At 65.7% G+C, this 24,422-nt stretch carries 22 protein-coding genes and 1 pseudogene; 12 read left to right on the top strand and 11 right to left on the bottom strand.

Annotated features, from left to right (window positions below):
• Positions 1 to 191 precede the first annotated feature (191 nt).
• Complete coding sequence (locus ACFQO4_RS10200; protein ID WP_500260809.1) at positions 192 to 797, bottom strand: undecaprenyl diphosphate synthase family protein; 606 nt, start codon at positions 795 to 797, stop codon at positions 192 to 194.
• 259 nt (positions 798 to 1,056) lie between these two features.
• Here ACFQO4_RS10200 and ACFQO4_RS10195 point away from each other — a divergent pair, with 259 nt between their 5' ends.
• Entirely contained in the window at positions 1,057 to 2,370 is a 1,314-nt protein-coding gene (locus ACFQO4_RS10195) for a DUF92 domain-containing protein (protein WP_500260808.1), read from the top strand.
• 44 nt (positions 2,371 to 2,414) lie between these two features.
• On the opposite strand, the gene cgi121 is transcribed toward ACFQO4_RS10195, so the two are convergent.
• The gene (gene cgi121 / locus ACFQO4_RS10190) at positions 2,415 to 2,966 is read right to left on the bottom strand and encodes a KEOPS complex subunit Cgi121 (RefSeq protein WP_500260807.1); all 552 of its coding nucleotides are present in this window, start codon (positions 2,964 to 2,966) and stop codon (positions 2,415 to 2,417) included.
• Positions 2,966 to 5,359 carry an ATP-dependent DNA helicase gene (locus ACFQO4_RS10185; RefSeq protein ID WP_500260806.1) on the bottom strand — a complete coding sequence of 798 codons (2,394 nt, stop codon included), beginning with the start codon at positions 5,357 to 5,359 and terminating at the stop codon, positions 2,966 to 2,968. Before ACFQO4_RS10185 ends, cgi121 begins: the two co-directional genes overlap by 1 nt.
• Positions 5,360 to 5,526: 167 nt before the next feature.
• Here ACFQO4_RS10185 and ACFQO4_RS10180 point away from each other — a divergent pair, with 167 nt between their 5' ends.
• From ACFQO4_RS10180 to ACFQO4_RS10170, 3 genes are all read left to right on the top strand, one after another.
• Positions 5,527 to 6,399 carry a TIGR01548 family HAD-type hydrolase gene (locus ACFQO4_RS10180; RefSeq protein ID WP_500260805.1) on the top strand — a complete coding sequence of 291 codons (873 nt, stop codon included), beginning with the start codon at positions 5,527 to 5,529 and terminating at the stop codon, positions 6,397 to 6,399.
• Positions 6,400 to 6,475: 76 nt separating this feature from the next.
• A complete protein-coding gene (locus ACFQO4_RS10175; RefSeq protein WP_500260804.1) occupies positions 6,476 to 8,026 on the top strand; it encodes an FAD-dependent oxidoreductase in 1,551 nt (516 codons plus the stop codon).
• Between the two features lie 93 nt (positions 8,027 to 8,119).
• Positions 8,120 to 8,704 carry an L-threonylcarbamoyladenylate synthase gene (locus ACFQO4_RS10170; protein ID WP_500260803.1) on the top strand — a complete coding sequence of 195 codons (585 nt, stop codon included), beginning with the start codon at positions 8,120 to 8,122 and terminating at the stop codon, positions 8,702 to 8,704.
• Positions 8,705 to 8,734: 30 nt separating this feature from the next.
• Here the strand turns inward: ACFQO4_RS10170 and ACFQO4_RS10165 are convergent, their stop codons facing one another.
• Together ACFQO4_RS10165 and ACFQO4_RS10160 are read right to left on the bottom strand one after the other, a co-directional pair.
• Complete coding sequence (locus ACFQO4_RS10165) at positions 8,735 to 9,481, bottom strand: hypothetical protein (protein ID WP_500260802.1); 747 nt, start codon at positions 9,479 to 9,481, stop codon at positions 8,735 to 8,737.
• A 137-nt stretch (positions 9,482 to 9,618) separates the two neighbouring features.
• Complete coding sequence (locus tag ACFQO4_RS10160; RefSeq protein WP_500260801.1) at positions 9,619 to 10,209, bottom strand: conditioned medium-induced protein 4; 591 nt, start codon at positions 10,207 to 10,209, stop codon at positions 9,619 to 9,621.
• 177 nt (positions 10,210 to 10,386) lie between these two features.
• Here ACFQO4_RS10160 and ACFQO4_RS10155 point away from each other — a divergent pair, with 177 nt between their 5' ends.
• Complete coding sequence (locus tag ACFQO4_RS10155) at positions 10,387 to 12,534, top strand: heterodisulfide reductase-related iron-sulfur binding cluster (protein ID WP_500260800.1); 2,148 nt, start codon at positions 10,387 to 10,389, stop codon at positions 12,532 to 12,534.
• 30 nt (positions 12,535 to 12,564) lie between these two features.
• Here the strand turns inward: ACFQO4_RS10155 and ACFQO4_RS10150 are convergent.
• The 3 genes and pseudogenes from ACFQO4_RS10150 to ACFQO4_RS10140 form a co-directional block, all read right to left on the bottom strand.
• Positions 12,565 to 13,765, bottom strand: a pseudogene (locus tag ACFQO4_RS10150) (multicopper oxidase domain-containing protein).
• An 89-nt stretch (positions 13,766 to 13,854) separates the two neighbouring features.
• On the bottom strand, positions 13,855 to 14,589 hold the full coding sequence (locus tag ACFQO4_RS10145; RefSeq protein WP_500260799.1) for a type 1 glutamine amidotransferase: 735 nt from the start codon (positions 14,587 to 14,589) through the stop codon (positions 13,855 to 13,857).
• Positions 14,590 to 14,908: 319 nt separating this feature from the next.
• Positions 14,909 to 15,769, bottom strand: coding sequence for an alpha/beta fold hydrolase (locus ACFQO4_RS10140; RefSeq protein WP_500260798.1), 861 nt, complete (start codon positions 15,767 to 15,769; stop codon positions 14,909 to 14,911).
• Positions 15,770 to 15,917: 148 nt separating this feature from the next.
• Here ACFQO4_RS10140 and ACFQO4_RS10135 point away from each other — a divergent pair, with 148 nt between their 5' ends.
• Both ACFQO4_RS10135 and ACFQO4_RS10130 read left to right on the top strand, forming a co-directional pair.
• A complete protein-coding gene (locus tag ACFQO4_RS10135; protein WP_500260797.1) occupies positions 15,918 to 17,078 on the top strand; it encodes an HD domain-containing protein in 1,161 nt (386 codons plus the stop codon).
• Positions 17,079 to 17,372: 294 nt separating this feature from the next.
• Positions 17,373 to 18,002, top strand: a complete 630-nt coding sequence (locus ACFQO4_RS10130; RefSeq protein WP_500260796.1) for a DUF8528 domain-containing protein — start codon at positions 17,373 to 17,375, stop codon at positions 18,000 to 18,002.
• A gap of 21 nt (positions 18,003 to 18,023) precedes the next feature.
• Here the strand turns inward: ACFQO4_RS10130 and hisB are convergent, their stop codons facing one another.
• Positions 18,024 to 18,611: an imidazoleglycerol-phosphate dehydratase HisB gene (gene hisB, locus ACFQO4_RS10125; RefSeq protein WP_500260795.1), complete on the bottom strand. Its 588-nt coding sequence runs from the start codon at positions 18,609 to 18,611 to the stop codon at positions 18,024 to 18,026.
• Positions 18,612 to 18,880: 269 nt separating this feature from the next.
• Here hisB and ACFQO4_RS10120 point away from each other — a divergent pair, with 269 nt between their 5' ends.
• On the top strand, positions 18,881 to 19,150 hold the full coding sequence (locus tag ACFQO4_RS10120; protein WP_500260794.1) for a DUF8028 family protein: 270 nt from the start codon (positions 18,881 to 18,883) through the stop codon (positions 19,148 to 19,150).
• A gap of 210 nt (positions 19,151 to 19,360) precedes the next feature.
• Here the strand turns inward: ACFQO4_RS10120 and hisA are convergent, their stop codons facing one another.
• A complete protein-coding gene (hisA, locus tag ACFQO4_RS10115; RefSeq protein WP_500260793.1) occupies positions 19,361 to 20,110 on the bottom strand; it encodes a 1-(5-phosphoribosyl)-5-[(5-phosphoribosylamino)methylideneamino]imidazole-4-carboxamide isomerase in 750 nt (249 codons plus the stop codon).
• A 190-nt stretch (positions 20,111 to 20,300) separates the two neighbouring features.
• Between hisA and ACFQO4_RS10110 the strand changes: the two genes are divergently transcribed.
• Entirely contained in the window at positions 20,301 to 21,482 is a 1,182-nt protein-coding gene (locus ACFQO4_RS10110) for an inorganic phosphate transporter (RefSeq protein WP_254158476.1), read from the top strand.
• 93 nt (positions 21,483 to 21,575) lie between these two features.
• Complete coding sequence (fer, locus tag ACFQO4_RS10105) at positions 21,576 to 21,965, top strand: ferredoxin Fer (protein WP_312910167.1); 390 nt, start codon at positions 21,576 to 21,578, stop codon at positions 21,963 to 21,965.
• A 118-nt stretch (positions 21,966 to 22,083) separates the two neighbouring features.
• On the opposite strand, the gene ACFQO4_RS10100 is transcribed toward fer, so the two are convergent.
• Positions 22,084 to 23,178, bottom strand: a complete 1,095-nt coding sequence (locus ACFQO4_RS10100; RefSeq protein ID WP_500260792.1) for an SDR family oxidoreductase — start codon at positions 23,176 to 23,178, stop codon at positions 22,084 to 22,086.
• A 225-nt stretch (positions 23,179 to 23,403) separates the two neighbouring features.
• On the opposite strand from ACFQO4_RS10100, the gene ACFQO4_RS10095 reads away from it, so the two are divergent.
• Positions 23,404 to 23,634 carry a hypothetical protein gene (locus tag ACFQO4_RS10095; protein WP_500260791.1) on the top strand — a complete coding sequence of 77 codons (231 nt, stop codon included), beginning with the start codon at positions 23,404 to 23,406 and terminating at the stop codon, positions 23,632 to 23,634.
• Positions 23,635 to 23,735: 101 nt separating this feature from the next.
• The gene (locus tag ACFQO4_RS10090; protein ID WP_500260790.1) at positions 23,736 to 24,401 is read left to right on the top strand and encodes an LUD domain-containing protein; all 666 of its coding nucleotides are present in this window, start codon (positions 23,736 to 23,738) and stop codon (positions 24,399 to 24,401) included.
• The last annotated feature ends 21 nt before the right edge of the window (positions 24,402 to 24,422 follow it).

The raw sequence follows: 24,422 nt of genomic DNA, 5'->3' as shown, positions 1-24,422 counted from the left end.
CTTCCCCGGCCCACTCACGGCGTCGTATGGGGTGCTCGATATCCGTGAGGGGACCCTTCCGATAGACTTGCTATCTCTGTTCCAATTCTGGGAACTGAGGGGGCTTTGTCCTTACCCCAAAATACTTCGGTATGATCGAGAGTGACACCGCCCGTCCCCGTCGCGGACACGGATCGAACCGCGCCGGCCGATCACCGCCCGAACCGCCTCGAGCGATTGCAGAACTCCCGGACCGCCCGGAGGAAGTCCCGCTTTCGAACGTTTCGCCAGTTGACGTCGGTGAAGTACAGTTCGGAGTAGACCGACTGCCAGATCATGAAGTCCGAGAGCCGCTCGGCACCGGTCTTGATCACGAGGTCGGGTTCGTCCGGAAAGATCAAGTGTGCTTCGACGTCGTCGTCGTCGATCATCGACGGCTCGAGGTCGCCCGATTCGACGTGTTCGGCGAGCGTCCGGACTGCACTCGTAAATTCGTGTTTTCCACCGAGCCCGATTCCGATCTGGATGGGCGTATCCGCCGATTGTCGGTCGTCCGGTCCCCGGACGGCCATCGCCCGAGGGGCGTCGATTTCCTCGAGTTCGCGTCGCAACGTCGGTACGGCCGCCGCATCGAGCACGCTCACGTAGACGGTGACGCGTTCGGCGTACTCGAAGGCCCAGCGGAAGAACTCCGCGAGGGTCTCGTAGGCGCCGCGCTCGAGGAGGTCACGCTCGGTGATCACGAGCGCGACGTGAGCGGGTGGCTCCCCCTCGTGATGGCGAATTCGTGCGGCGAGATACCGTTCGTACAGGCCCACGGCATCTCGTATTCTCGGCCGGCAGATACCGATTACGGTGTGGACCCGTTTGTCGTGCGGGCTGGTAGTAGGAGGGCTAGTAGTGGAGCGATAGTAGAACGAGAGTGAGCTGATGGTGGGCAATAGTAGGGCGATATTCGAATCGACCAGACCACCCATTTGACCCGCCTGAGCACTCGAGCGACCGAATGCGTCGCCTCGGCATGCCCGGGGCCGTTGACGAACCTTCAAGTACCCCCCACAGAAAGGAATCGACACCGTGACGACACCGGTTCGACGGGCAGGAGCCTTCGCCGCACTCTGTACGCTCTCGCTGGCCGTTCCGATTCTCGGCCCGGAGCTGTCGGCCCCGATCGCTCTCGTCCTCGCGCTGGTGGCCGTCGCCGTCACCGACGGTCCCGTCTTCGATCTCTTCGCGTTTCCGGACGACTACGCCGAAGGACGCCTGTTCGGGCTCCTCACGTTCGTCCTCGCCGTGACGACGCTCGGTCTGCTCGCCGTCAACTGGTCGCTCCCGCTCTCGATCTTCGTCGGCGTCGTCTTCCTCGTGGGATACGGCAGTCTGGCGGAGACCCTCGCTCGAACTCGAACCGACGCCGACATTCTCCAGACGATCGCGTTCGGAGCAGTCGGCTCGGTCGCCGCCATCGCCGGACAGCTCGGCGCTCGACTGGCCACCGATGCCCCGCTCGAGAGCGCGTTTCCGGTGGTCGTGTTTCTGGCTGTGAGCGGCACGTTCCTCGCGGCGTTGCTCCGCGACGTCCTGATCAGTTACGACGATCCGATCGTCCTGCTCACCGTCGGTCTCTCACTGTGGCTCCTGTACGAACTCGAGCCGAGCGTCGACGTCGCCGGGATCGTCATCGCAATCGCGATCACGATCGCGATCGGCTACGTCTCGTACGCACTGGGTGCGGCCTCTATCGCCGGAATGCTCACCGGTATCTTGCTCGCGCTCTTGACCATCGTCCTCGGCGACTACGGCTGGTTCGCCGTCCTCATCACGTTCTTCGGCGTTGGAAGCCTCTCGACGCGGTTCCGGTACGACCAAAAGACCGACCGCGGCGTTGCCGAGGAAAACGACGGCGCGCGCGGGAGTTCGAACGTCATCGGCAACACCGCGGCCGCGCTCGTCGCCGTCGTCGGATTCGCCGCCAGCGAGGCCAACCTGCTCGCCGTCGACCCCGACCTCTTTCTGTTCGCGTTCGCCGGCTCGATTGCAACCGCGCTCAGCGACACGCTCTCGAGCGAAATTGGGAGCGTCTTCGATTCCCCCCGGCTGATCACGACGCTCGAGCCCGTCGAACCGGGAACCGATGGCGGCGTCACGTGGCAGGGCGAGTTCGCCGGCGTCGTCGGCGCGGCGGCGGTTGCGGGCGTGAGCTACGTGGCGTATCCCGGCGTCGGGCTCACGGGAGCGCTCGTCATCGCCGTCGCCGGCTTCCTGGGGATGACCGCCGACAGTATTCTGGGGGCGACCCTCGAGGGCGACCTCCTCGGCAACCAGAGCGTGAACTTCCTCGCGACGGTCTCGGGTGCGCTCGCGGGTGCGGTGCTGTACGCCGTCGCCTGATCCATCGACGCCGTCGTCTGATTCGTTTACCGCCCTCGTCAGAGCTACTTCTCGACCTCGAGCAACGCCACCCGCTCGCAGACGAGGTCCTCGAGGCTTGCCGTCGTCGCCGTTCGCTCGGCGTCGCTGATTTCGAAGAACGAACGGACGGTGTTCAGGTCCGGTTCTACGTTTACGTCTCCGTCTACATCTGCGTCCACGTCTACGTCCTCCTCCACCGTCTCGAGCGCCGACACGGACTCGAAACCAAATCTATCCTCGAGGTGGGCCCGAGCGGCGAGTTCGTCGCCTGGTCCGTCGACCAACACGATTACGTCGGATTCCCCCTCGTCGACGCCCATCTCGAGGGCGCGATCGATCTGGCGTCGTCCGGCGGCGTAGCACAGAATCTCGACGGCCCGGTCGCGGGCGACGTTCTCGCCGCGCTCGATGGCCCGATCCGCGAGGGTGACGGCTCGCTCGAGGTGGCGCCGACCCGCGACGTACCGGGCGTCGAACGCCTGGACCGACACGTCGTGTGTATCGCCAATCTCGCCGAGGTCCGCGACGAACGAATCGAGGTCGTCCACGTGGAGTCGGCCCGCGAGTAGCTCCATCAGAAATCACCCAGCGAGGCCTGCGTTTCGTCGTCATCGTCTTCTGCATTGCCGCCGGCGGATTCGACGCCCTCACTCTCGCTGGCGCCACCGCCGCCACCACTTCGGGACGACCCGTCAGGCGCCCGCGGTTCGACGCCGTCCATCGACGGGTCCTCGCGACCCGCATTCTCGAGGATCGTCTCCGCGGTCTTCTCTCCCCTGAGCGCGCCGAGAACGATGCCCTTGTCCGTCGCCCGAAGATCCGCGGGCGTCTCGAGCCCCGCGGCGTACAGCTGTCGCGCCCGTTTGCGACCGACGCCGCGGATCCCGACCAGCTCGAGCAGGTCCTCGCGGACGCCGTGTTCGACGCGGGCGCGGGCCTCCCGCACCGCGACCGTCCACTCGCTGCCGATCTCGCCGGCCAGCGACTCCGCTGCGCCCAGGAGCCACTCGGCCGTGTCGACCTTTCCGCGCAGGTCGCCCGGCCCGATCTTGTAGCGATCGGTGAGCCGATCCTCGTCGTCCTCCTCGGCCCAGTCTTCGAGTAGTTTCCCGGTCTTGAGGGCGGCGAGCCAGTCCTCGAAGCGGGCGTCCTCGTACTCGCTCGGGGCGTCGCCGAGCAACTCGGCCTCGCGCTCGTAGAACAGCTCGCCGAACTTCTCGTCCTCGCCCGACCGGAGGTAGAGTTCGTACATGTCCGGCGTGCGGGCGATCAACTGGTACAGGCCGAGAGGCGTGGGTCGTTCGTCTGCAGATTCGAGCCCGTGGACGATTTCGGCGGCACTCATCGGATCGAGGTAGAGCCGCGAGACGGTGTGGCCGAGGCTCGTCGCTCGAAGCGTCACCTCCTCGTCGCTCGAGTCCGACTTGGCGAGGTCGGCCGCGGAGACGAACGCGCCCTCGTCGACGGCCGAGTCGTCGGTCACGCTCCCGCTCTCGCTCTCACCACCCTCGCGCTCGATGAAGTCGTTCCGCTCGAGGTACCCCAGCACGTCGTCGGTGACGGTCTCGAGGCGACCGGCCTCGCCCGACTGGCTGGCGTAGAGCGTATCCGAGAGAAACGAGAGCAGGCCCTCGCGCGTAGTGGCGAACCCGGACGCGACCGTGGCCAACACGTGCGTCCGGAGGGCGGGCTCGGCGGCGAGCTTCGAGCGGACGTCCTCGGGCTCGGCCCAGACGTAGCGCTCGAAGAGGTCATCCATCTCGTCGTGGTTCTTCGCGAGCAGGACGGCCTCGCCGTAGGGATCGAGTCCTGGACGACCGGCCCGTCCCATCATCTGGTGGACCTCGAGGACGTTCAGGGGGGCCATCCCGCCCGCAGTCGCGTCGAAGCGCCGCCAGTCGCGAACGACGACGCGGCGCGCGGGGGTGTTGACGCCGGCGGCGAGGGTCGGGGTCGCCGAAATCACTTTCAACAGGCGGTCGCGAAAGGCGTCCTCGACCAGTGTCCGGTGCTCGCTCGCCAGGCCGGCGTGGTGAAACGCCGACCCTTGTTCGACGCAGGTCGCAAGGTCCTCGCTCGTCTCGGTGTCGCTCACGTCCCGAATCTCGGTCGCAAGGTCGGCGAGTCGCGCTCGTTCGTCGGGCGTGAGCTGGGGACCGCTGGTCCGCGCTAACCGGCGGGCCGCCGCCTCCGCGTTCCGCCGCGAGTTGACGAACACCAGCGAGGAACCACCCTCTTCGAGGATGTCCCTGACCAGGGCTTCCTCTTGCTTCTCCGAGCCCTCGACGGGTACCTCGCGGGTCGTTCCGTCGTCGAAGTGCAGCGCGTTGCCGTAGTGGACGCCCGTCTGGAGGTCGATCGGCCGCCAGTCGCTGTCGACCAGTTCGGCGTCGAGCCAGCCGGCTATCTCGTCGGCGTTGCCGACCGTCGCCGAGAGCGCGACCACCTGCAGGGCTGGGTTGAGTTGCCGGAGTTTGGCCAGGGTCACCTCGAGCGTCGGTCCCCGGTTGCGGTCGTCGATCAGGTGGACCTCGTCGCTCACGACGCAGGTCAGCTCCGAGAGCCAGTCGGCGCCGTTGCGCACGAGCGAGTCGACCTTTTCGCTCGTGGCGACGATCAGGTCTTTCGTGGCGAGCCAGTCGCTCGTCGACTCGTAGTTGCCCGTGGTGACGCCCGTCGTTACGCCGAACCGTTCGAACGCGTCGAACTCGGCCTTCTTCTCGCTGGCGAGCGCCCGGAGCGGGACGATGTAGAGTGCCTTCCCGCCGCGTTCGATCGCCGATAGCATCGAGAGGGCGGCGATCATCGTCTTCCCGCTCGCGGTCGGCACCGCGGCGACGAGGCTGTCGCCCTCGAGGATGCCCGCCTCGATGGCCTCGGCCTGGGGCGGGTACAGTTCCTCGATCCCCTCCTCGCGGAAGTGCTCGCGGGCACCGGGGGGCAGCCCCGAGAGGTCCTCGACGTTCATTGCCCTCCGTTCGGTCGTGCTTGGGTTTAAAGTGTCGTCTCTGGACCGATGGAAACGACAGCGAACGCTTGCGTGCTCGATTACCGGCAGCGCACGACGCCGACTGTCGCCGCCACGCGACGCCGAAAGTCGATACGTCCATACGGCAGGCCCTCCAGACGTCAGCCATGCACGCAGACGCCGTCGTCCTCGACATCGATGGAGTGATCGTCGACGTCGCTGACTCCTACCGGCGGGCCATCGTCGAGTCCATCGACCACGTCTACGGCCGGACCATCGAGAAAGCCGACATTCAGCTGTTCAAGGACGCGGGCGGGTTCAACAACGACTGGGAACTCACCGACGCCGCGGCGCTCTACCTGCTGGCCACCGGCGAGGGTTTCCAGCGGTCGATCGAGGACTTCACCGACACCATCGCCGAAAACGGTGGCGGCCTCAAGGCCGCCGAATCAGTCGTCCGCGAGGAGTGCGGCGCTCGAGCCACCGAGCGAATCAAACAGCGGTGGGACCGCGAGCGCCTTCGTGACGTCTTTCAACAGCTCTACCTCGGCGCCGACCTCTACCGCGGACTCGAGGGCGGCGAACCGGACCCGGACCTCGAGACCCACGGGTTCATCCACGACGAACCGCTGTTGCTCGCCGACGAGACCCGCGAGCACCTCACCGGGCGCTACGACGTGGGTATCGTCACCGGGAGACCGGCCGCCGAAGCCGAGATCGCCCTCGAGCGCGCGGGACTCGACGTCCCGGTCGAACACCGCTTCACGATGGACGACTGGGAGGAGGGCAAGCCTCACCCGCGGGCCCTGACGACACTCGCCGAACGCTTCGACGCCAACGAGGTCGTCTTCGTGGGCGATACGCTCGACGACGTCCGAACCGCGACGAACGCCGACGAGGCCGACCCCGACCGCGATTACTACGGCGTCGGCGTTCTCACCGGTGGACTGACTGGCGAGGAAGGCCGCCGGAAGTACGACGCCGAGGGGGCCGCCGCGGTCCTCGAGTCGGTCGACGAGTTGCCGGATCTGCTCGAGTAATCGTCCCCAATCAGGTCATCTCACCACGACGCACACCCGTTTTTTCTCCCTCGACGACGAGTATCGAGACGAGACGATGGTCGAGCCTCCATCCTTCCACGACGACGAGACCCTCCCCGGCGAACCGACCTCCCCGTGGCTCGCGACGACCCCCGATGCGACCTACCCGGCGCTCGAGGGTGACGCGACGGCCGACGTCTGTATCGTCGGCGCCGGAATCACCGGCCTCTCGACGGCGTACGAACTCAGGGAGCGCGGTTTGTCGGTAATCGTCCTCGAGCGCGACCGGATCGCGTCGGGGGTGACGGGCAAATCGACGGCGAAAGTCACGAGCCAGCACGGCCTGCGGTACGATCACTTGCGTCGGGAGTTCGGGCGGGAGACGGCGCGGACGTACGCCCGGGTCAACGAGGCCGCTATCGACACCGTCGAGTCAAGGGTGGATGCCCTCGAGATCGACTGCGGGTTCGAACGCCAGCCGTCCTATTGCTACGGCGACGACCCCGACGAATTCCGGCGAGAGGCAGACGCTGCTCGGCAGGTTGGACTCCCCGCGTCCTTCGTCAAATCGGTGCCGCCGTTCGAGCGCGCCGCCGCAGCCGTCAAGTTCGACGACCAGGCGTGGTTTCACCCGCGGAAGTACCTGCTCGGCCTCGCCAGCGCGCTCGAGGGAGAGGACGGGGTCCGCATCCACGAACAAACGCGCGTGACCGACGTCGCACCAGGGAACCAGCCACGCGTCGAGACCGACGGGGGAACCGTGCGAGCAAACCGGGTCGTCCTCGCCACCGGCTTCCCCCTCCTCGATCGGGTCGGGTTCTTCACCCGACTGTACCCGAAGCGGTCGTACGTCCTCGGCGTCCGCCTCGAGGACGAGCCACCCGAGGGAATGTACTACCGGGACGACGACCCGTACCGGTCGGTCCGAACGTACCGTGGCGACGGCGAGGCGCTATTGCTGGTCGGCGGCGAGAATCACAAAACCGGACAGGGCGGCTCGACGGGCGACCGCTACCGCCGACTGGCCCGCTGGGCGCGCGAGCACTTTTCCGTGGCGTCGATCGAGTACCGCTGGTCGACGCAGGACTACGTCTCCGTCGACGGCCTGCCGTTCGTCGGTCCCGCGGGTCCGGGGGCGAAACACGTCCTCGTCGCGACCGGGTTCGGCGGCTGGGGAATGACCAATGGCACAGCCGCCGGTCAGTTGCTAGCTGAAACGATCGCCGATGACGCGGCGACACCACAGGCCCTCGAGACGTTCGACCCGCTCCGATTCACGCCGAAGCCCTCGCTCCCGAAGACGCTCACTGAGAATGCCGACGCTGCGAGCCAGTTCGTCACCGACTGGGCGCGGACGCTCCTCTCACCGGCCGTCGCGTCGATCGAATCGGGCGAGGGCCGCGTCCTGCGGCGGGGACCGAAACCGATCGCGGCCGCCCGCGACGACGAGGGCGACCTCCACGCGGTGTCGGCCGTCTGCACCCACACCTACTGCGTCGTCGACTGGAACGACGCCGAGTGCACCTGGGACTGTCCCTGCCACGGGTCACGATTTTCGCCCGACGGAACCCTGCTCGAAGGGCCGGCAACTGAGGACCTCGAACCCGCAGAACGGGATCTCGAGTGACGTCGCCGCGCTCGCCGATCGGCGAGTGAACCGAGTCGACGGCCGTGGGACGGTACGTTTTTGCTCCCGACGACCCGACGCTCGCACACGCACATGTCCGACCTCGAACGAGCGGCGACGGCCATTCGGAACGGGAGCCTCGTCGTCTACCCGACCGAGACGGTGTACGGCCTCGCAGCGAACGCCCTCGACCCCACAGCTGTCGAGCGCGTCTTCGAGGTCAAGCGCCGCGATCGATCGAAACCGATCTCGCTCGCCGTTCCGTCGGTTCCGGCAACTCTCGAGCACGTCCGGGCGAGCGATCGCGAACGCCAGTTCATGGCGCGATTTCTCCCCGGTCCGGTGACGGTGCTCTGTCGTCGCCGCGAGGCCGTCCCCGACGTGCTCACCGCCGGCGACGAGCGCGTGGGCGTTCGCGTTCCGGATCACGACCTCGCACTCCGTCTCTGTGAACGTGCCGAAACGCCGATTACGGCGACGAGCGCCAACGTCAGCGGCCGTGGGAGCGTTCGCCGTCCCGCCGATCTCGATCCCGAGGTGCGAGAGGCCGTCGCCGTCGTCCTCGAGGCCGGGGAGACGGCCGGTACCGAGAGCACCGTCGTCGACGTCGCTTCAGGGACGATCCACCGGCGAGGGGCACTCGCCGACGAGATCGAGGCCTGGCTCGCCGCCCACTGACGACGCCTGCGTTCTCACCGCTGGTTCGAATCACCCGAACCCCAGCAGCGATCGGAGGCTCCGCGTTCGGACGCCGCAGGTGTCGGCGTACTCACAGGCAGTACACTTCTCGCGGTTGCTGAGTCGCGGCGGCGGTCCGTCGAGTTCGCGAACGGTTCGGAGCGCTCGTCGATACTCGGCCTTTCGGCGCGTCGTCATCGGAACGTATCGAATCTCCCCGTAGGCTGGATACTCGAGCCAGGCGCCGCCGACCCGCTGTTCGTGTGTCCAGGCGAGAGCCTTTGCGGCGGCGACGGCGTGGACGCGCTGGGGTTTCCAGACGCCCCGATCGGGGGGGGGGGGGGGGTTGCCGGCGGAGACGAGCGCCGGTTCGAGCGGGTCGGTCAACACCTTGTGCACGATACCGCGACACTCCCGACCGGTGACGAGGGCGTCCACGGTAGAAGGGTCACAGGTTGCCTTCCACCGATTCCCGTCTACCGCCGTCGCTTCGTGGTCGCGATCCGGCGGCGGCTGGAACCGCGTCTCCTCGGCGGCGTTCGTCAATCGATCGCGCGTTCGACAGAGTCTGGCGCGATAGACGGACGGCTCGAGTTCGATTGGCTCGTCGGCGAGTGCCTCGTCGGTCGCCGCGAGGAGCGAGTCGTACCGGGTCGCGAGGTCGCGGACGGCGGCGACTCCGGGTGGCGGTTCGCGGTCGTCGGCGTGTCGGGCGTAGTAGAGCTTTCGCGGACAGTAGGCGGCCGTCCGGAGGTCGCTGAACGTGACGTGCGTCATGGGCGGTCTGGCCGCGCGCTGGTATATAAACCGTCGGCTCGGTGAGGAAGGGCTGAGCCGCACGGAGGTAGTGCGGTCAGAAGGAAATGGCGTTCCGGTTGGCCAATCAGAGGCAAACAGCTCTACGAAGTGGCCGATCAGAAGGAGACGTCCGTTTCCATGCCCTCGGTCGCGTCCTCGAGGCCGTCCTCTCGGACGTCGCTCGCCATTCTGGAGGCGAGTTCCGAATCGGTCAGCAGGCTGTCGAACTCGTCGCGGTAGCGGTCGTTCGCCGCTCGTGATTCCGCTTTTGCGGCCGCTACCAGGCGATAGCGTCGGATCGTCTCCGGGTCGACGTCGTACTCCTCGGCGAGGGCCGCGTCGGCTTCGTCCCGTTCGCGAATCGCCACCAGGTCGATCTCGTCGGCATCGCCTTCGTCCACGAGGTGAAGCGCACACCGGGCCTCGAAGACGTCCTGCGGGTCGACCTCGAGGTCGGCGGCGATCTCGTCGTCACCGTCGCGTTCGTAGTAGCGTCTCGCGACGGTCTGGAGCTCCGCCTCCGATAACGGCGTCTCGAAGCCGTAGCGTTCGCGCATCTGTGCGATCACGTTCTCGAGGCGCTCTTCGACGGTTCGCTCGTCCTTCTCGAGTGAGCCCCGGGTGTCTTCCTGGGATTCGGTGACGGTCTCTTCGCCGTCGGTGACGCTCGTGAAGATGTCTCGGAGTTCTTCGGTTTTCTCGTTCATGGATGCACACTGGAGACGGGTGGATATTTAAGCCTGTTGCCGTATAGCGTTGGCCGACCGGTGAGTGAATTGTACTCAATAAACTCTCAACGGTGTATCGATTCTCGGGCGACGGCTCCGGGACACCCCGTGGACGGTGTGACAAGAGTTAAGTACGTTCTCTCCGCGTCATAGTACATGAACGTTGTCGCACAGACGGAGGTGACCAGGGAAACGTACTACGGCATCTCCTCCGTGGAGAAGGTGCTGTTTTACTTCCTCGCCGCCGTCGCCATCCTCGTCTTCCTGTTCGGCGTCTACGCACGGTTCGCGCGCTACGCCGAGGGAGACGACGACCCCTTCCCTCGCGTCGACGACCTCACGAGTCGCGTCGTGGTCGCGGCGAAAATCGTCCTGACGAACGAGAAGCAGTTCAATCGCGACCTCTACGGCGGGTTGATGCACGCCTTCATCTTCTGGGGCTTTCTCTCGCTGTTCATCGCGACCTCGATTCTCGCCTTCGACGAGTACGCCTACGGCCTCGTCCTCGACGCCTCCTTCTGGCACGGCGACTTCTACCTGGCCTACCAGTTCATGGTCGACGCGATGGGTCTGCTGTTCGTCGTCGGCCTCGGAATGGCGATGTACCGCCGGTACTGGGTACAGAACGAACGCCTGTGGGGGCGACACACCTCCCTCGAGGACACCGCGTTCGTCTGGATTCTCTTTCTCCTGGGCCTCGGTGGGTTCGTTCTCGAGGGGATCCGGATCTACGCGACTGGCATGCCCGAGTTCGAGGTGGTGAGCTTCGTCGGCTACGGCCTGGCGATGGGCCTCGGAGCGCTCGAGTCGATGGGTATGACCGAGTCGCTCGCGACGTCGATGCACTGGTGGGCCTGGTGGTCGCACTCGGTGCTCGCATTCTTCTTCATCGCGTGGATCCCCTACGCGAAGCCATTCCACATGCTTTCCTCGTTCGCCAACGTCGTCACCCGCGACGAGAAGGCCGGGAAGCGCCTGCCCGGGGTGCCCGCCGACCTAGACGCGACGAACGCCGAGTCCATCGACGACTTCACCTGGAAGGAGATCCTCGACCAGGACGCCTGTACCAAGTGCGGGCGCTGTTCGGCGGTCTGCCCCGCGAAGGCGTCCGACCGGCCGCTCGACCCGCGAAACGTCATCCTCGACCTGAAGTCCTACCGCGAGAGCCTCGACGCTGGCGGCGAGGAACGGCCGATCATCGCCGACGGCGGCACGAGCGTCATCGACGCGGAGACGATGGAATCGTGTATGGCCTGCATGGCCTGCATGGACGCCTGCCCCGTCGAGATCGAGCACCTCCAGTCCTTTACGCGACTCAACCGCCAGCTGGTCGACCAGGGTGACGTCGACTCGAACATGCAGGACGTCTTCCAGAACGTCATGCAGAACGGCAACACCTTCGGCGACTCGCCGCGGAACCGCGCCAACTGGGCCGACGAACTCGAGTTCGACCTCGCGGACGCTCGCGAGCAGGAAGTCGAGTACCTCTGGTACGTCGGCGACTACCCGAGCTACGACCAGCGCAACAAGCGAGTCGCCCGCTCGCTGGCAACTATTCTGGAGGCCGCCGACGTCAGCTTCGGCATCCTCTTCGAGGACGAGAAGTACGACGGCAACGACATCCGCCGCATCGGCGAGGAGTTCCTCTACCTCGAGCTGGCGGGCCACCACGTCGAGTCCTTCGAGGCCTGTGACTTCGAGAAGCTGATCTGCACTGACCCGCACAGCTACAACACGTTCGAGAACGAGTACCCCGAGGTCGACTTCGAGGAGTTTGCCGACGATCCGATGATGCCGTTCGAGTACGACGAGTACTGGAACCAGGACGGCGACGTCGAGGTACTTCACTGGACGCAAGCCGTCGAGGAGCTGGTCACCGACGGGAAGCTGGCCCTGTCGGGTACCGAACTCGACTACACCGTCACCTACCACGATCCCTGTCACCTCGGGCGGTACAACGACGAGTACGAGGCCCCGCGCGAACTCATCCGGGCGACCGGCTGTGACCTCCAGGAGATGCCCCGAAACCGCGCCGACTCGTTCTGTTGTGGTGGCGGTGGCGGCGGCCTCTGGATGGACTTCGACGAGGAGCCGAAACCGAGCGAGGAGCGGCTTCGCGAGGCGCTCGAGGACACCGACGCCGGCCCTGGCGTCGAGAAGTTCGTCGTCGCCTGCCCGATGTGCATGACGATGTACGAGGACGGGCGCAAGACCGGCGGCTTCGAAGAGGACATCGAGATCGTCGACGTCGCGGAACTGCTCGTCGAGGCGATCGGCGAGCGAGAGACAGCTGGGCTCGAGTGAGACTGACCGGCCCCGTCGTCGTGTGCGAGGTCAGCCCTCGTACCCTGCGCCCTTCATCAACGCCGCGAACTGCTCGGTCTCGAGGGCGTCTTCGTAGACGATCCCGGTGAGCATGCCGCCGGGATAGCGCTCGCCGTTCATCACGTGGTTGACTCTGTGACAGTGCATCGCGTAGATGCCGGGGTCGGCGTCGGCGGTGAACTCGATGGTCTTTCGCTCGGCGGGAGAGAGCGGGACCACGTCCTCCCTGTATCGGGCCGCCTCGGGGACGACGCTCCCGTCTTTTTCGACGACCTCGAAACGGTGGTTGTGGGTGTGCATCGAGTGGGGCTGGTAGCCGTTGTTGGTGATGTGGATGCGGACCCGGTCGCCTTGCTCGACGATCATGGGTGACCCCTCTTCCGGGTGGAGGCTGTACTGCGACCCGCCCGTTGACGGTGAACACGTCGGGGTTCCGGTCGCGATGGCTGAAGTTGACGTCACCGCCTGCCATCGAGGCCGAGAGTCGGCTGTCCCAGTCTTTGATCGTGAGGAAGAACTCCTTGTCCGGCGAGTCGTAATCGAGGGGATCGACGCGGAGAATGCCGTACATTCCCATGTCGAGGTGATTCTGCGTCTGGAAGTGGCAGTGATAGAGGTGGGTGCCGGGCACGTTGGCCGTGATTTCGTAGGTCCCCGTCTCCCCGGCGTCGACCTGCCGGCCAGTCGTCGTCGGGGCCCCATCGTCCATCCAGTTCTTGCTCAGGGCGTGAACGTGGAAGGTGTGTGGACGGTTGTGTTCGGTGTTGTCGTAGGTAATTTCCATCTCCGTTCCCTCGGTCACCCGGAGTAGCGGGCCCGGCACGCTCGGGTCACCGTCGGCCATCTTCCAGGCCCACACCTCGGGGAGTTCCCACGGTCCGCCGCTGGCGTCGTCTCCCAGCAACTGGTGGCGAGCGGCCTCGGTCGTCAGCGTCACTGCGCCGTCGTTTTCGTCGAGGTCGACGATTTCGGGGGCCGAAGTGTATGGGTGGTCGGTTTCGACGTCCGTTGCGTCCGCGCCACTCCAGTTGTCGGTCGAACTGGATGCCCCGCTGGAACTGCCGTCCGACCCAGTTCGATCCTCCCCCGGCTCTCGGCTACTCGTCGGCGATGTACAGCCGGCAAGCGTTGCGAGCCCGGCGACACCGGCGGTCGAGAGCACCCGTCGTCGCGATACCGTTCGTTTGCTACTCGAGTGAAACGATCTCATCGTAGCTACCGGTACGGAGCAGGCACATCTATCTAACTCGCTGATTCCTGTAGACTGAGAATTCCGGTCGCCGCTGGTGGCGGCCCTGGTCAGGCTGAAATATCGGTGGTGTCCAGTCCCGTCGATTCGTGCTCCCTGTCGGCACTCGCTTGCAACTCGCGGACGTAGTCGGTAAAGTTCTCGAAGACCAGACTCGCAGGGCGTGTTCTGGCGTGATTTTCGTCTGTGACCTGCTCGAGCAAGTGTTCACGGTAGGCCGGCTCGAGGTCCTTGTTCTCGAGCAGTTTTCGCATCGTCGGCTGGTCGAATTCGGGGTGGAACTGCACTCCGAAGACCCGGCCGCAGGCGTAGCCGTGGTTCGAGTACTCGTTTTCGGCCAGCGGCGTGGCATCGGGCGGGAGTTCGACGACAGCATCGGAGTGGCTGGTGTAGGCAGTGAAGCGCTCGTCGAGGCCCTCGAACAGCCGGCTGTCCTCGAGGCGTTCGATCTCGCTGTACCCGACTTCGTAGTCGCCCATGTCGTCGACCGTACCCCCCAGCACGTCCGCGAGCAGCTGGTGCCCCCAGCAGACCCCCAGGTGAGGGATGTCGCGGTCGATTGCCTCGGCGACCCACTCTCTGGTGGGACCGATCCACGGTTCGTCCCAGTAGACCGACGCTCGGGACCCGGTCACGACGACGCCGTCGTAGTCGTACGTCTCCGGGAGTTCGCCGTCAGTGATGTCGAACTCGGCGAGCGAGGCGTCGAGTTCACGTCGAAAGTTCCGCCGCGTGCTCTCCCCCTCGTAGGCGGCGTTGAGCAGCGCGAGCCGCACCTGTGTCATTGGTCTAGCCACGTACTCTGGACAGTAAGACCTTGTGCCCTCGGTCGGCTCGAACGATTGCTCTCGGGAAAAACACGGGGGATGTGGTGGTTGATAGGTGATGTGGGTGGAACGTTGACGATCGAGTCGACAGACTGATTCCGCCCACCCCCGTGCAGGTTCTACTCCGGACTGAGCGAGCATGAATCCACCGGATACCGTGAGTTCCCCATCCGATTTTTGGTGTCAGCCCCTTCGTCTGCGGCTGGCACCGCTGAGGTGCTCGCCGCTCGAGGCGCTGTTCAAGGCTTTCGCTCTAAGCACTCTTCGCTCGAGGCACTCACCGCTCGAGGCCGTCGGTGTGATCCTCGAGGAACCCGAACAAGCGATCGTTCACCGTCCGCGAGCGTTCGACGTTCGCGAGGTGGCCAGCGCCTTCGAGCGGAACGAACGTCCCCCTTGGAAGCCCATCGGCGAGGTCGCGTCCGGCGTCGGGCGGAACGAGCCCGTCGGCCCTGCCGTGAAGGACTAGCGTCGGCTGGGTGACCTCGACGAGCCAGTCTCGAGCGTCGAACTCGGCGAGAGCGGCGAGTTGTGCGCGTCGGCCGACGGGATCGGCGTCGCCCTCGAGGCGCCAGTCGACGATGCCGTCGACGACGTCCGGCTGGCGGCCCCGAAAGTCCGCGGAGAGGGCGGGCTCGAGGGTGGTGCGAATCGCGTTGCGTCGGTCGTCGTCGCTATCAGAGTCAGCGCTATCGTCGTTGCCGTAGACCGTCACTTCCTCGTCGACCGGCGATTCGAACAACGCCTCGAGGTCGAATACCGACCCGTGTGCGGCGGTTCCCAGGAGCGTTAGCGTCTCGACGCGCCCGCTCGAGCGGGCGGCCTCGAGAGCGATGGCGCCGCCGAGTCCCAGGCCGACGGCGTGGACGCTCCGACTACCGATCTCGCGGCAGACGGCCTCGAAGTCGCTCGCGAGCGTCTCGAGGTCGTACGGCCCGGCCGTTCCCTCGGAGCGACCGGTGGCCCGGAGATCCCAGACGACGGTCTCGAAGGGGCCGGCCAGGGAGGCGTGTTGCCAGCCCCAGAGCCAGCCACCGAGGCCGGCCTCGTTGACGAAGACGACCGGCGGGCCCTCGTCGCCGTTCCCGCCTTCGGCACTGTAGAACAGCGATGCGCCGCGGTTCCGTACGGTCGGCATGCGGTATTCGAAGGGCCGGGAACACAGGGGCGTTTCGGTTCATGCGTGTCGACTCGAGGACGAAACCGAGTCCGTGAACGAGAACGTGAACGAAAACTCGGTCGGCCCAGTCCGATTTCGTTTTGACACTCCCGCCGCGAGTACGCCCATGAACGCGATCAAAGACGCCGTCCACGACTACGTCGAGGTCGACGGCGTCGCACAGGATCTGCTGGACACGACGGCGATGCAGCGACTCCGGTACGTCAAACAGCTCTCGACCGTCCGACTGGTCTACCCCTCGGCCAGCCACACCCGGTTCGAGCACAGCCTCGGGGTCTATCACCTCGCGCGCCAGGCGCTCACCCACCTCGGCGTCGAGGGGGCCCGCGCGGAAGCCGTCCGTGCGGCGGCTCTGCTCCACGACGTCGGCCACGGTCCCTACGGCCACCAGACCGAACGGATCATCGAACGCCGCCTCGGGCGCCACCACGACGACGTTCACCACCTCTTCGAGGACTCGGAACTGGCGGCCGTCCTCGAGTCCCACGGCCTCGCCCCGGAAGTGGTCGCGAACTTGATCGCCGGCGATGGCAAACTCGGCCAACTCGTCTCGGGGGACCTCGACGTCGACCGGATGGACTACCTCGTGCGCGACGCCCACCACACGGGCGTCCCCTACGGCACGGTCGATCCGGGGCGGCTCGTTCGAGTCCTCCGGTTCGTCGACGACGCGCTCGTCCTCGAGGAGGGCAACGTCGCCACCGCCGAGAGTTTGCTCGTCGCCCGCGCGCTGATGAACGCGACCGTCTACCGCCACCACGTCTCCCGCATCGCGGGGTCGATGCTCGAGCGCGCCTCCGAAACCCTGCTCGAGGAGACCGACCTGACGGCCGAGCGATTCGCCAGGATGACCGACGCAGATCTCCTGTCGGCACTGCGCGAGTGCCAGCACACTACCGATTTCGCGGCGCGACTCGCAGAACGGCGCCTCTACAAGCGAGCGGCCTGGGCCGAACTCGAGGCGGTGCCGGAGTGGCTGCTCGAGGCCGACCACGATGAGATCCGAGAACTCGAGACCGACGTCGCCGATCGGGCCGACGTCGATTCGCGGTCGGTCGTCGTCGACTGTCCCGGCCGGCCGAGCATGCCTGAGACCGAGACGCGCGTCGTCGTCGGCGGCTCCGTCCGCCGACTCCACGAACAGTCGCCGCTCGTCCAGGGGTTGCAGGCCGCCCAGCGCGCCCAGTGGCGACTCGGTGTCTACGCCCCGGAGGCCGATCTCGAGGCCGTCGAACGAGCGGCTTCATCGGTACTGGCACTCGAGTGATCGCGGTCGGTGTGTCGTAGAGGGGAGATTGCCTACGGCCGACGTGTCGCAGAATACGGGGGATGGACGACGCGTGTGACGTCGCCACTGTAGGATTCGTGGCCCGTCGCAGGTACCCCTACCCAGGACAGGCTCTGTGTGGTATGTTCTCAATGAACATGACTCTGTCGCTCGTTGTCGGCCAGTGAGATACGAGTACGGCGGTCCGATTTGTGACGATGTGACGTTTGCTCGATCCGCTGACCCCATCGCGTCTGACTCACGTTTTTGGTGGTCCGGTTCGGACGAACGGCTATGCGCGCAATCCAGACCTGTGACTTCTGTGGAGAACCGGCCGCCGGCACGTTCGAAATCGTCCCGTCGGTGCTCGAGCCGAGCGAGCGCGAGCAATGCCGTGCCGTTCTCTGTGACGCCTGCCACGACCGCCTGGAGACGCTTCTCGAGCCGTTACTCGCCCGACTCGAGGGCGGGAGCGAGAGCGGGCGCGACGGAAACGGACGTTCCTCGCGCGACGACACGCCTCCCGAAACCGATGACGTCGCCGTGTCGATCGGCGGAAACGACGAAACCCGTACCGCCGACGGGAGCGGAAGCGACGGCGTCGAGACCGCCGCTCGAGGAAGCGGACAGGGCGTCACGACAGAACCGAACGCCGACGTCGAACGAGAGTCAGCTGAAGACGGCGCTAAACCCGACGATCGGAATACTGAATCCGCGTCAGGCGACGACTCGAAGTCGCCAGCCGCCTACGGCAAGGTCCTTCGACTCCTCCGTAACCGCGAACTCCCGATGGACCGCGCCGACCTCGAGGGACTCGCTGCCGGTGCCTACGACCTCGAGAGCCACGAGGTCGACGCGATCATCGACCACGCCCTCGCGGAGCGGAAACTCGTCGAGGACGGCGACCAGTTGCGACGGCCGTAGCGGGTGCCGTCGTCGCCTTCGCTAGAGCGTTCCCTTCGTGCTCGGCGTCCCCTCGCGCCGCTCGTCGATTCGCGTCGCGTCGTCGAGCGTTCGCGCGAGGGCCTTGAACAATGCCTCGACCTCGTGGTGGGCGTTCTTGCCGTCGACGGCCAGATGGAGGGTGAGTCCGGCGTGCATCGCCAGTGACTCGGCGAAGTGACGCGCCATGTCGCTCGTAAATTCCCCGACCCGATCCTGTGAGAACGTGCCGTCGAAGTAAAACCGGGAGCGCCCGCTCACGTCGACGATCGCGTCGGCGACCGCCTCGTCGAGCGGGACGCGCCGGTCGGCGTACCGGACGATTCCCGCGCGATCGTCCAGCGCCTCGTCGAATGCGGTCCCGACGACGATGGCGACGTCTTCGACGGTGTGGTGGTCATCAACGTGGAGATCACCGTCGCACTCGAGTTCGAGGTCGAACAGGCCGTGCTTGGCGAAGGCGGTACACATGTGATCGAAAAAGCCGATCCCGGTGTCGACCTCGGCGGTTCCCGACCCGTCGACGGCGAGGGTGCACTCGATGGTCGTCTCGCCCGTTTCGCGGGAGACGGTCGCCGTTCGCTGGCTCATGCTCGAGGTATACGGCGGCCGATACAAGGCGATTGCGCTCGAGTCGGCGTCAGATCGGCTCGAGTTGGGGCCTCACTTGGGGCTATACTCGACGACGAGAGATACTGGTTTTAATACGGTTTTAAAATTTTAGGAGCGTTCTAAGCGCGTTTCAGGCATCCGATACCCCGGTCCATAATCGGTGAAACGGACCGAAACGACCCCAATGTTCGTCCCCTTATATGATGGGTGCAGTGAATGTCTCTACTACCCAGAGGTGTTCGATGACCATGCCAAATCCGTCCCCGCCCTCGACTGACTCACTCACGCCGTCCCCCGAAGCGGTCAGCCAGTACAGTTCCCGACTTCGCCAGACGCTCGGCGTCGTCAGGCCCTCAGCACAGTTCTTGAGTTTCTGGATCGCCATCGCGCTGCCGTTCGCGTACCTGCCCCTCCTCGCGAACGGCCTGAACGATCCGACGATCGCCCTGACGTTCGTGACGCTGCTGGTCGTCAACGTCTTCGCCCTGTACGCCGGTCACGGCTACAATCAGCACTGACGGTCGACACTGCTGGGGCCCTCCATCCCTCCAACTCCACCCCTGTCCTCCGCCCTCCACCCTCCAACCCCCGACTTCCACTCTTCCAACCCCGACTCTCCACCCTCGACTCACGTACCACAATCCACTCCACTTTTCACGTCATCGGACATCTCGAGCGGCGATACGTTCGCCCATCGTCGGCAAACGACCGTCACATCGTCCGCCGAATCACTCGTCGTCGGCCACTCGCCGGGCCGCCTTCTGGGCGGCCTCGAGCGTGAACGTCCCCTCGTAGAGCGCGCTCCCGACGACGACCGCCGCGGCCCCGGCCTCGCGAAGCGCCACGACGTCCTCGAGCGACGCCACCCCGCCGCTCGCGACGATCGGAACGTCGGTCGCCGCGACGAGGTCGCGGACCGGGCCGGTCCGGACGCCCTCGAGTTGCCCCTCGACGTCGACGTTCGTGAAGAGGATCGCCGCGGCGCCGAGGTCGTCGTACCGCCTCGCGGCGTCGACGGGCGTGATGCCGGCGCCTTCGGTCCACCCCTCGACGACAACTTCGCCGTCTTTCGCGTCGAGGCTGACGACGACGGAGTCCGGGTACTCGGCGCTGATCTCGGCCACGACGTCGGGATTTTCGACGGCTGTCGTCCCCAAGATGACCCGGTCGAGGCCGCGCTCGAGAAGGTCGAACGCGTCGCTGGCCGTTCGAATGCCGCCGCCGAGCTGGGTCGGCACGTCAACGGCCTCGAGGACGGCGTCGATGGCGTCGGCGTTCGCTCGTTCGCCCTCGAACGCGCCGTCGAGATCGACCAGGTGGAGACTGCGCGCGCCGGCGTCGATCCACCGCTTCGCGGCCGCCACGGGGTCCCCGTAGCGTTTCTCGGTGCCGCGCTCGCCCTGGACGAGCTGGACGACCTCGCCGTCCTGGACGTCGACTGCCGGAATCACCTCGAACTCCGCGAACTGCTGGCTCATGCGGAGTACGCAGAGGGCGACCCGAGTAAAGGCCCCGGTTTTCGGTTACGGTGCGGTCCCACGGTCGTCGTTTTACCACTCCTGTTGACGCTCGTACCGACTCCCGGAATCGTCGCCCTCTGAAGCGTCTGACTGTCCGACCTCGAGCCAAATAGGCGCGTTTTTAGGCCCCTGCCCCATACGTTCGTCCGTGTCGGAGATACTGTTATACGCAGGTGTTCTCGTCGCGATTTTCGTCGGCTACAACATCGGCGGCGCGACCACGGGGCCTGCGTTCGGTCCCGCCGTCGGCGCGAACGTCATCACGAAGGTCGCCGCCGCGGGACTGATGTCTATCTTCTTCTTCGTCGGCGCCTGGACCATCGGCCCTGCCGTCGTCGACACGCTCGGCAACGACCTCATTACCGACAGCGACATCTTCACGCTCGAGGCCAACGTCGCCGTCCTCTTTTTCATCGGCGGCGCGCTCTTCATCGGGAACTACGCGGGCGTTCCGGCATCGACCTCGATGACCGCGGTTGGCGCCATCGCTGCCCTCGGGTTCGCGACCGGCGAGTTGAACGTCGGCGTCGTCCTCGAGATCGCCATCTGGTGGGTCGTCGCGCCCGTCATCGGTTTCTGGGTGTCCGGCGTCATCGGCCGGTACTTCTACCCGCAGATCAACGCCTGGGTCGCCATCGAGTCCAAACGTGGCGGCGAGCCGATGCTCTCGCTCGACCGCTCCGGGCTGGTCCCGCGGGTCGCCTACCGCGCCGGTTCGGGCCGTCGACAGCGAACCGGTGCGATAGTCGTCGTCGTGATCGGGTGTTTGATGGCCTTCAGTTCCGGAACGAGCAACATCGCCAACGCCATCGCCCCGATCTACGGCGCCGGCGGCCTCGACCTGGGCCCGCTCATCGTCATCGGTTCGATCGCCGTCGCCGTCGGGGCGTTCACCATCGCCCGCCGAACCCTCGATACGCTCGGCAACGACATCACGAACCTGCCGCTGACGGCAGCGATCGTCGTCGCGGTCGTGGCCTCGGCGATCGTCATCTTCCTCTCGCTCATCGGGATCCCCGCTAGCTTCGTCGTCGTCGCGACCATGTGCATCGTCGGGCTGGGCTGGGGACGCGCGACCCGGACGACGACGCTATCTGACGCCGCCCGCGGCGAGGAAACGGCGGTCTCGATCGGCGCGCTCACGGCGGACGAAGAGGGCGAACGACCGCCCGAAATTGGCGAGGAGAGCGCCGAGGACATCCCGAAAGCGGCCGACCTGTTCGACCCGTCGACGACCGCTCGCGTCATCCTGATGCAAAACGTCGTTCCGCTCATCTCGACGGTCGCGGCGTTTCTCACCTTCCGGTTCGTCCCGCTGTTTGGCTTTTGAGCCCCGATTCCTCACAGCGGAGGACTATCAAGCTGATAAACCGTTGCAAATGAACAGCAAGCTATACCAGTACGGGCCTCGAAGCGCCACCTGATGCCCACGGTAGAATACCTCAACTACGAAGTACTGGACGACCAGGGATGGAGTGTCGACGACGACGATGTCTTCGAAAAAGCCGCCGACGCCGACTTCGACGCCGAGGACTACGGCACCCTCGAGGTCAACGAGGGCGAGTACATCCTCGAGTCCGCCGAGGCCCAGGGCTACGACTGGCCCTTCTCGTGCCGTGCCGGCGCCTGTGCAAACTGCGCGGCCATCATCAAGGAGGGCGAAATCCAGATGGACATGCAGCAGATCCTCAGCGACGAGGAAGTCGAGGACAAGAACGTCCGCCTGACCTGCATCGGCACTGCCGAGTCCGAGGAGGTCAAGATCGTCTACAACGCGAAACACCTCGACTACCTGCAGAACCGCGTCATCTAGTCCGAAACGCGCTTTCCAACCTTTTCTAGTATCACGGGTAAACGCATTTGTATCCGATCGAGTCGAATTGAGAGCGGAGCGTCTCGAGAGCTACGGGCCGGAAGCTACAGGCTAGTCGCTACGAACGGTCTCGAGCGAGTGCAGACGCCAGTCGAACGGGTCGTTTCGGAATCCGGCGATCGTCCTCACTCGTCGCGTCCGCGTTCCGGATCACCCTGTATCCGAGATACGATGCAACCGCGAGCCCGATCGCGGCGACCGCCGCTCCGGCCGTTCGCCGTCGCTGGAAGAGCTGGGTATACCAGCTCGTCTCCGCGACGTGGCCGTCGTAGTCGCCTCGCTCTTCGAGGTCGCCCGAGGGACTGTCGAGACCGTGGTGCTCTCGCGGCCGCGGCGGTTCGTCCGTGCGCTCCTGCGTCGAGAACACCCTTTCCATCAGCGTATCCATGAGCTTTGGAGCGAAACGGCCGAGAACGGTCAGTTGCTTCCCGCCGGCGCCGACCGTCACCTCCCGCTGGGGGTGCTCCGCGGCGTGGAGAATCGCTCGCGCTGCCGTCTCCGGTGCGTAGATTGGCGGCGGAAGCGTCGCCGCGTCGTCCATGTAATTCTTGGCGTGCTCCGGATACGGCGTGTCGGTCGCGCTCGGTTTGACGAGCGTCACCGAGATCGGCGCGTCGTCCTCGCTCAGTTCCATTCGCAGCGCGTCGGTGAAGCCCTTAACCGCGTGTTTGGACGCCGAGTAGCTTCCCTGGAGGATCATGGCGCGCTCGGAGACGACGCTGCCGACGTTGATGATCGCTCCGCCGCGATCCCGCAGGTGGTCCGCCGCCTCGAGCGAGCCGTAGAGCAGACCCCAGACGTTGGTATCGAACTGCGCGCGCATGTCCTCGATCGGAACCTCCTCGAGTTTCCCGTAGATGGAGATTCCGGCGCCGTTGACCCAGGTGTCGAAGCCACCGTAGGCGTCGCGGGCCACCGCCGAGATCTCGCGGACGTCGTCTCGGTTTCGGACGTCGGCGACGACGTACTCCGCCTCGCCGCCGTCGTTTCTGATCTCTTCGACCAGTTCCGCCAGCGCGTCTTCGCTTCGAGCGGCGAGCACGAGCCGCGCACCGCGGTCCGCGGCCATCCGCGCCGTCGTCAAGCCGATTCCCGACGACGCGCCGGTAATGACGATCACCTGTTCCTCGAGGGGTTTGAGTGCTGGATCCATCGTTGAAACGTATTCGACGGAGGGTGTTCGACGACGCAATACCGTCTACCGCTCATCACACCCACCGTGCGCTTGTGCCCGGTCCCTGTATACGCATGGCTTCTCGAGGCGCCCAGCCCTCGTCGAGTGCGTCGAAGAATCTCCTTCGAGACCCCGACGATGGGCTGACGCGACCTTTCACAGACAGGGCTGGCCGTTTTCGCCGCCTGTATCGAACGACCGGTGATGAGCGAAACCGAACACCAACTCGAGGACGTGACGGTCGGCATCTTTCTCGCACCGGCCGGAACTGAGGAAGTCGAGTTCATCGACCCGAAACATGCCGTCAACGACGCCGGCGCCGCGGTCGAGGTGCTCGGCATCGGCCGCGAGGCGGGCCAGACGGTCAACGACGACCTCGAGGCGTTCTGTGCGGCAATCGTAGAGGAGTTTGCGGCCGGGTTTGACGAATCGTAGCTGCTCGAGGGGGGAAGAAGAAGAAAACGTGAACGAGAGCGAAACGTGTCCACACACGTAACCGGGACCGAAACCACGTACGCGACCGCCAAACACATCCCATGACGGACGACTACTACACGAAAGACGACTTCGACGACGAACTGGATCTCGAGGAGGACCGCTTCGATCAGGTACCCGACGAGGAGGTGATCGAGGAGACGATCTCGAACGTCGAGGACGGAAACGTCGACGTCCACCGATTCGAATCGGCCGAGGCGGCCCGCGACCACCTCGTCGACCAGATCCCGGAGAGGGCGACGGTGATGGACGGCCACTCCACGACGCTGGAGGAGATCGGCTTCACGGACGTCCTCGAAGCGGCCGACGGCTTCGAGTACCTCGGCAACCGGATCGCCGACATCGACGACGACGAGGAGCGGGCGGACGCGCGCCGGGAGGCCGCCACGGCCGACGTCTTCTTCGATAGCGTCAACGCCATCGCCCGGAGCGGCGAGCTCCTCGGCGCCAACGCGCTCGGCAACGCCGTGAGTGCTTGGCCGTTTGCCGCGGGACGCCTCGTACTCGTCGGGAGTGCGAACAAAATCGAACCCAGCTGGGCTGGCGCCGTCGAGCGTGTTCGGGAGTTCGCCCTGCCGCTCGAGGACGCCCGCGCGGAGGAGGTCTACGGACAGGGGAGTACCGTCGGGAAACTGGTCTCGCTCGAGCGAGAACGGGTCGAGGACCGGACGCAACTCGTGTTGCTCGAGGATCGACACGGGTTCTAAGCACCCAGCGTTTGACGTTGT

Source organism: Saliphagus sp. GCM10025334, assembly GCF_042663485.1.
Lineage (GTDB): Archaea > Halobacteriota > Halobacteria > Halobacteriales > Natrialbaceae > Natronosalvus.
This window is presented reverse-complemented; position numbering and strand designations above follow the sequence as displayed.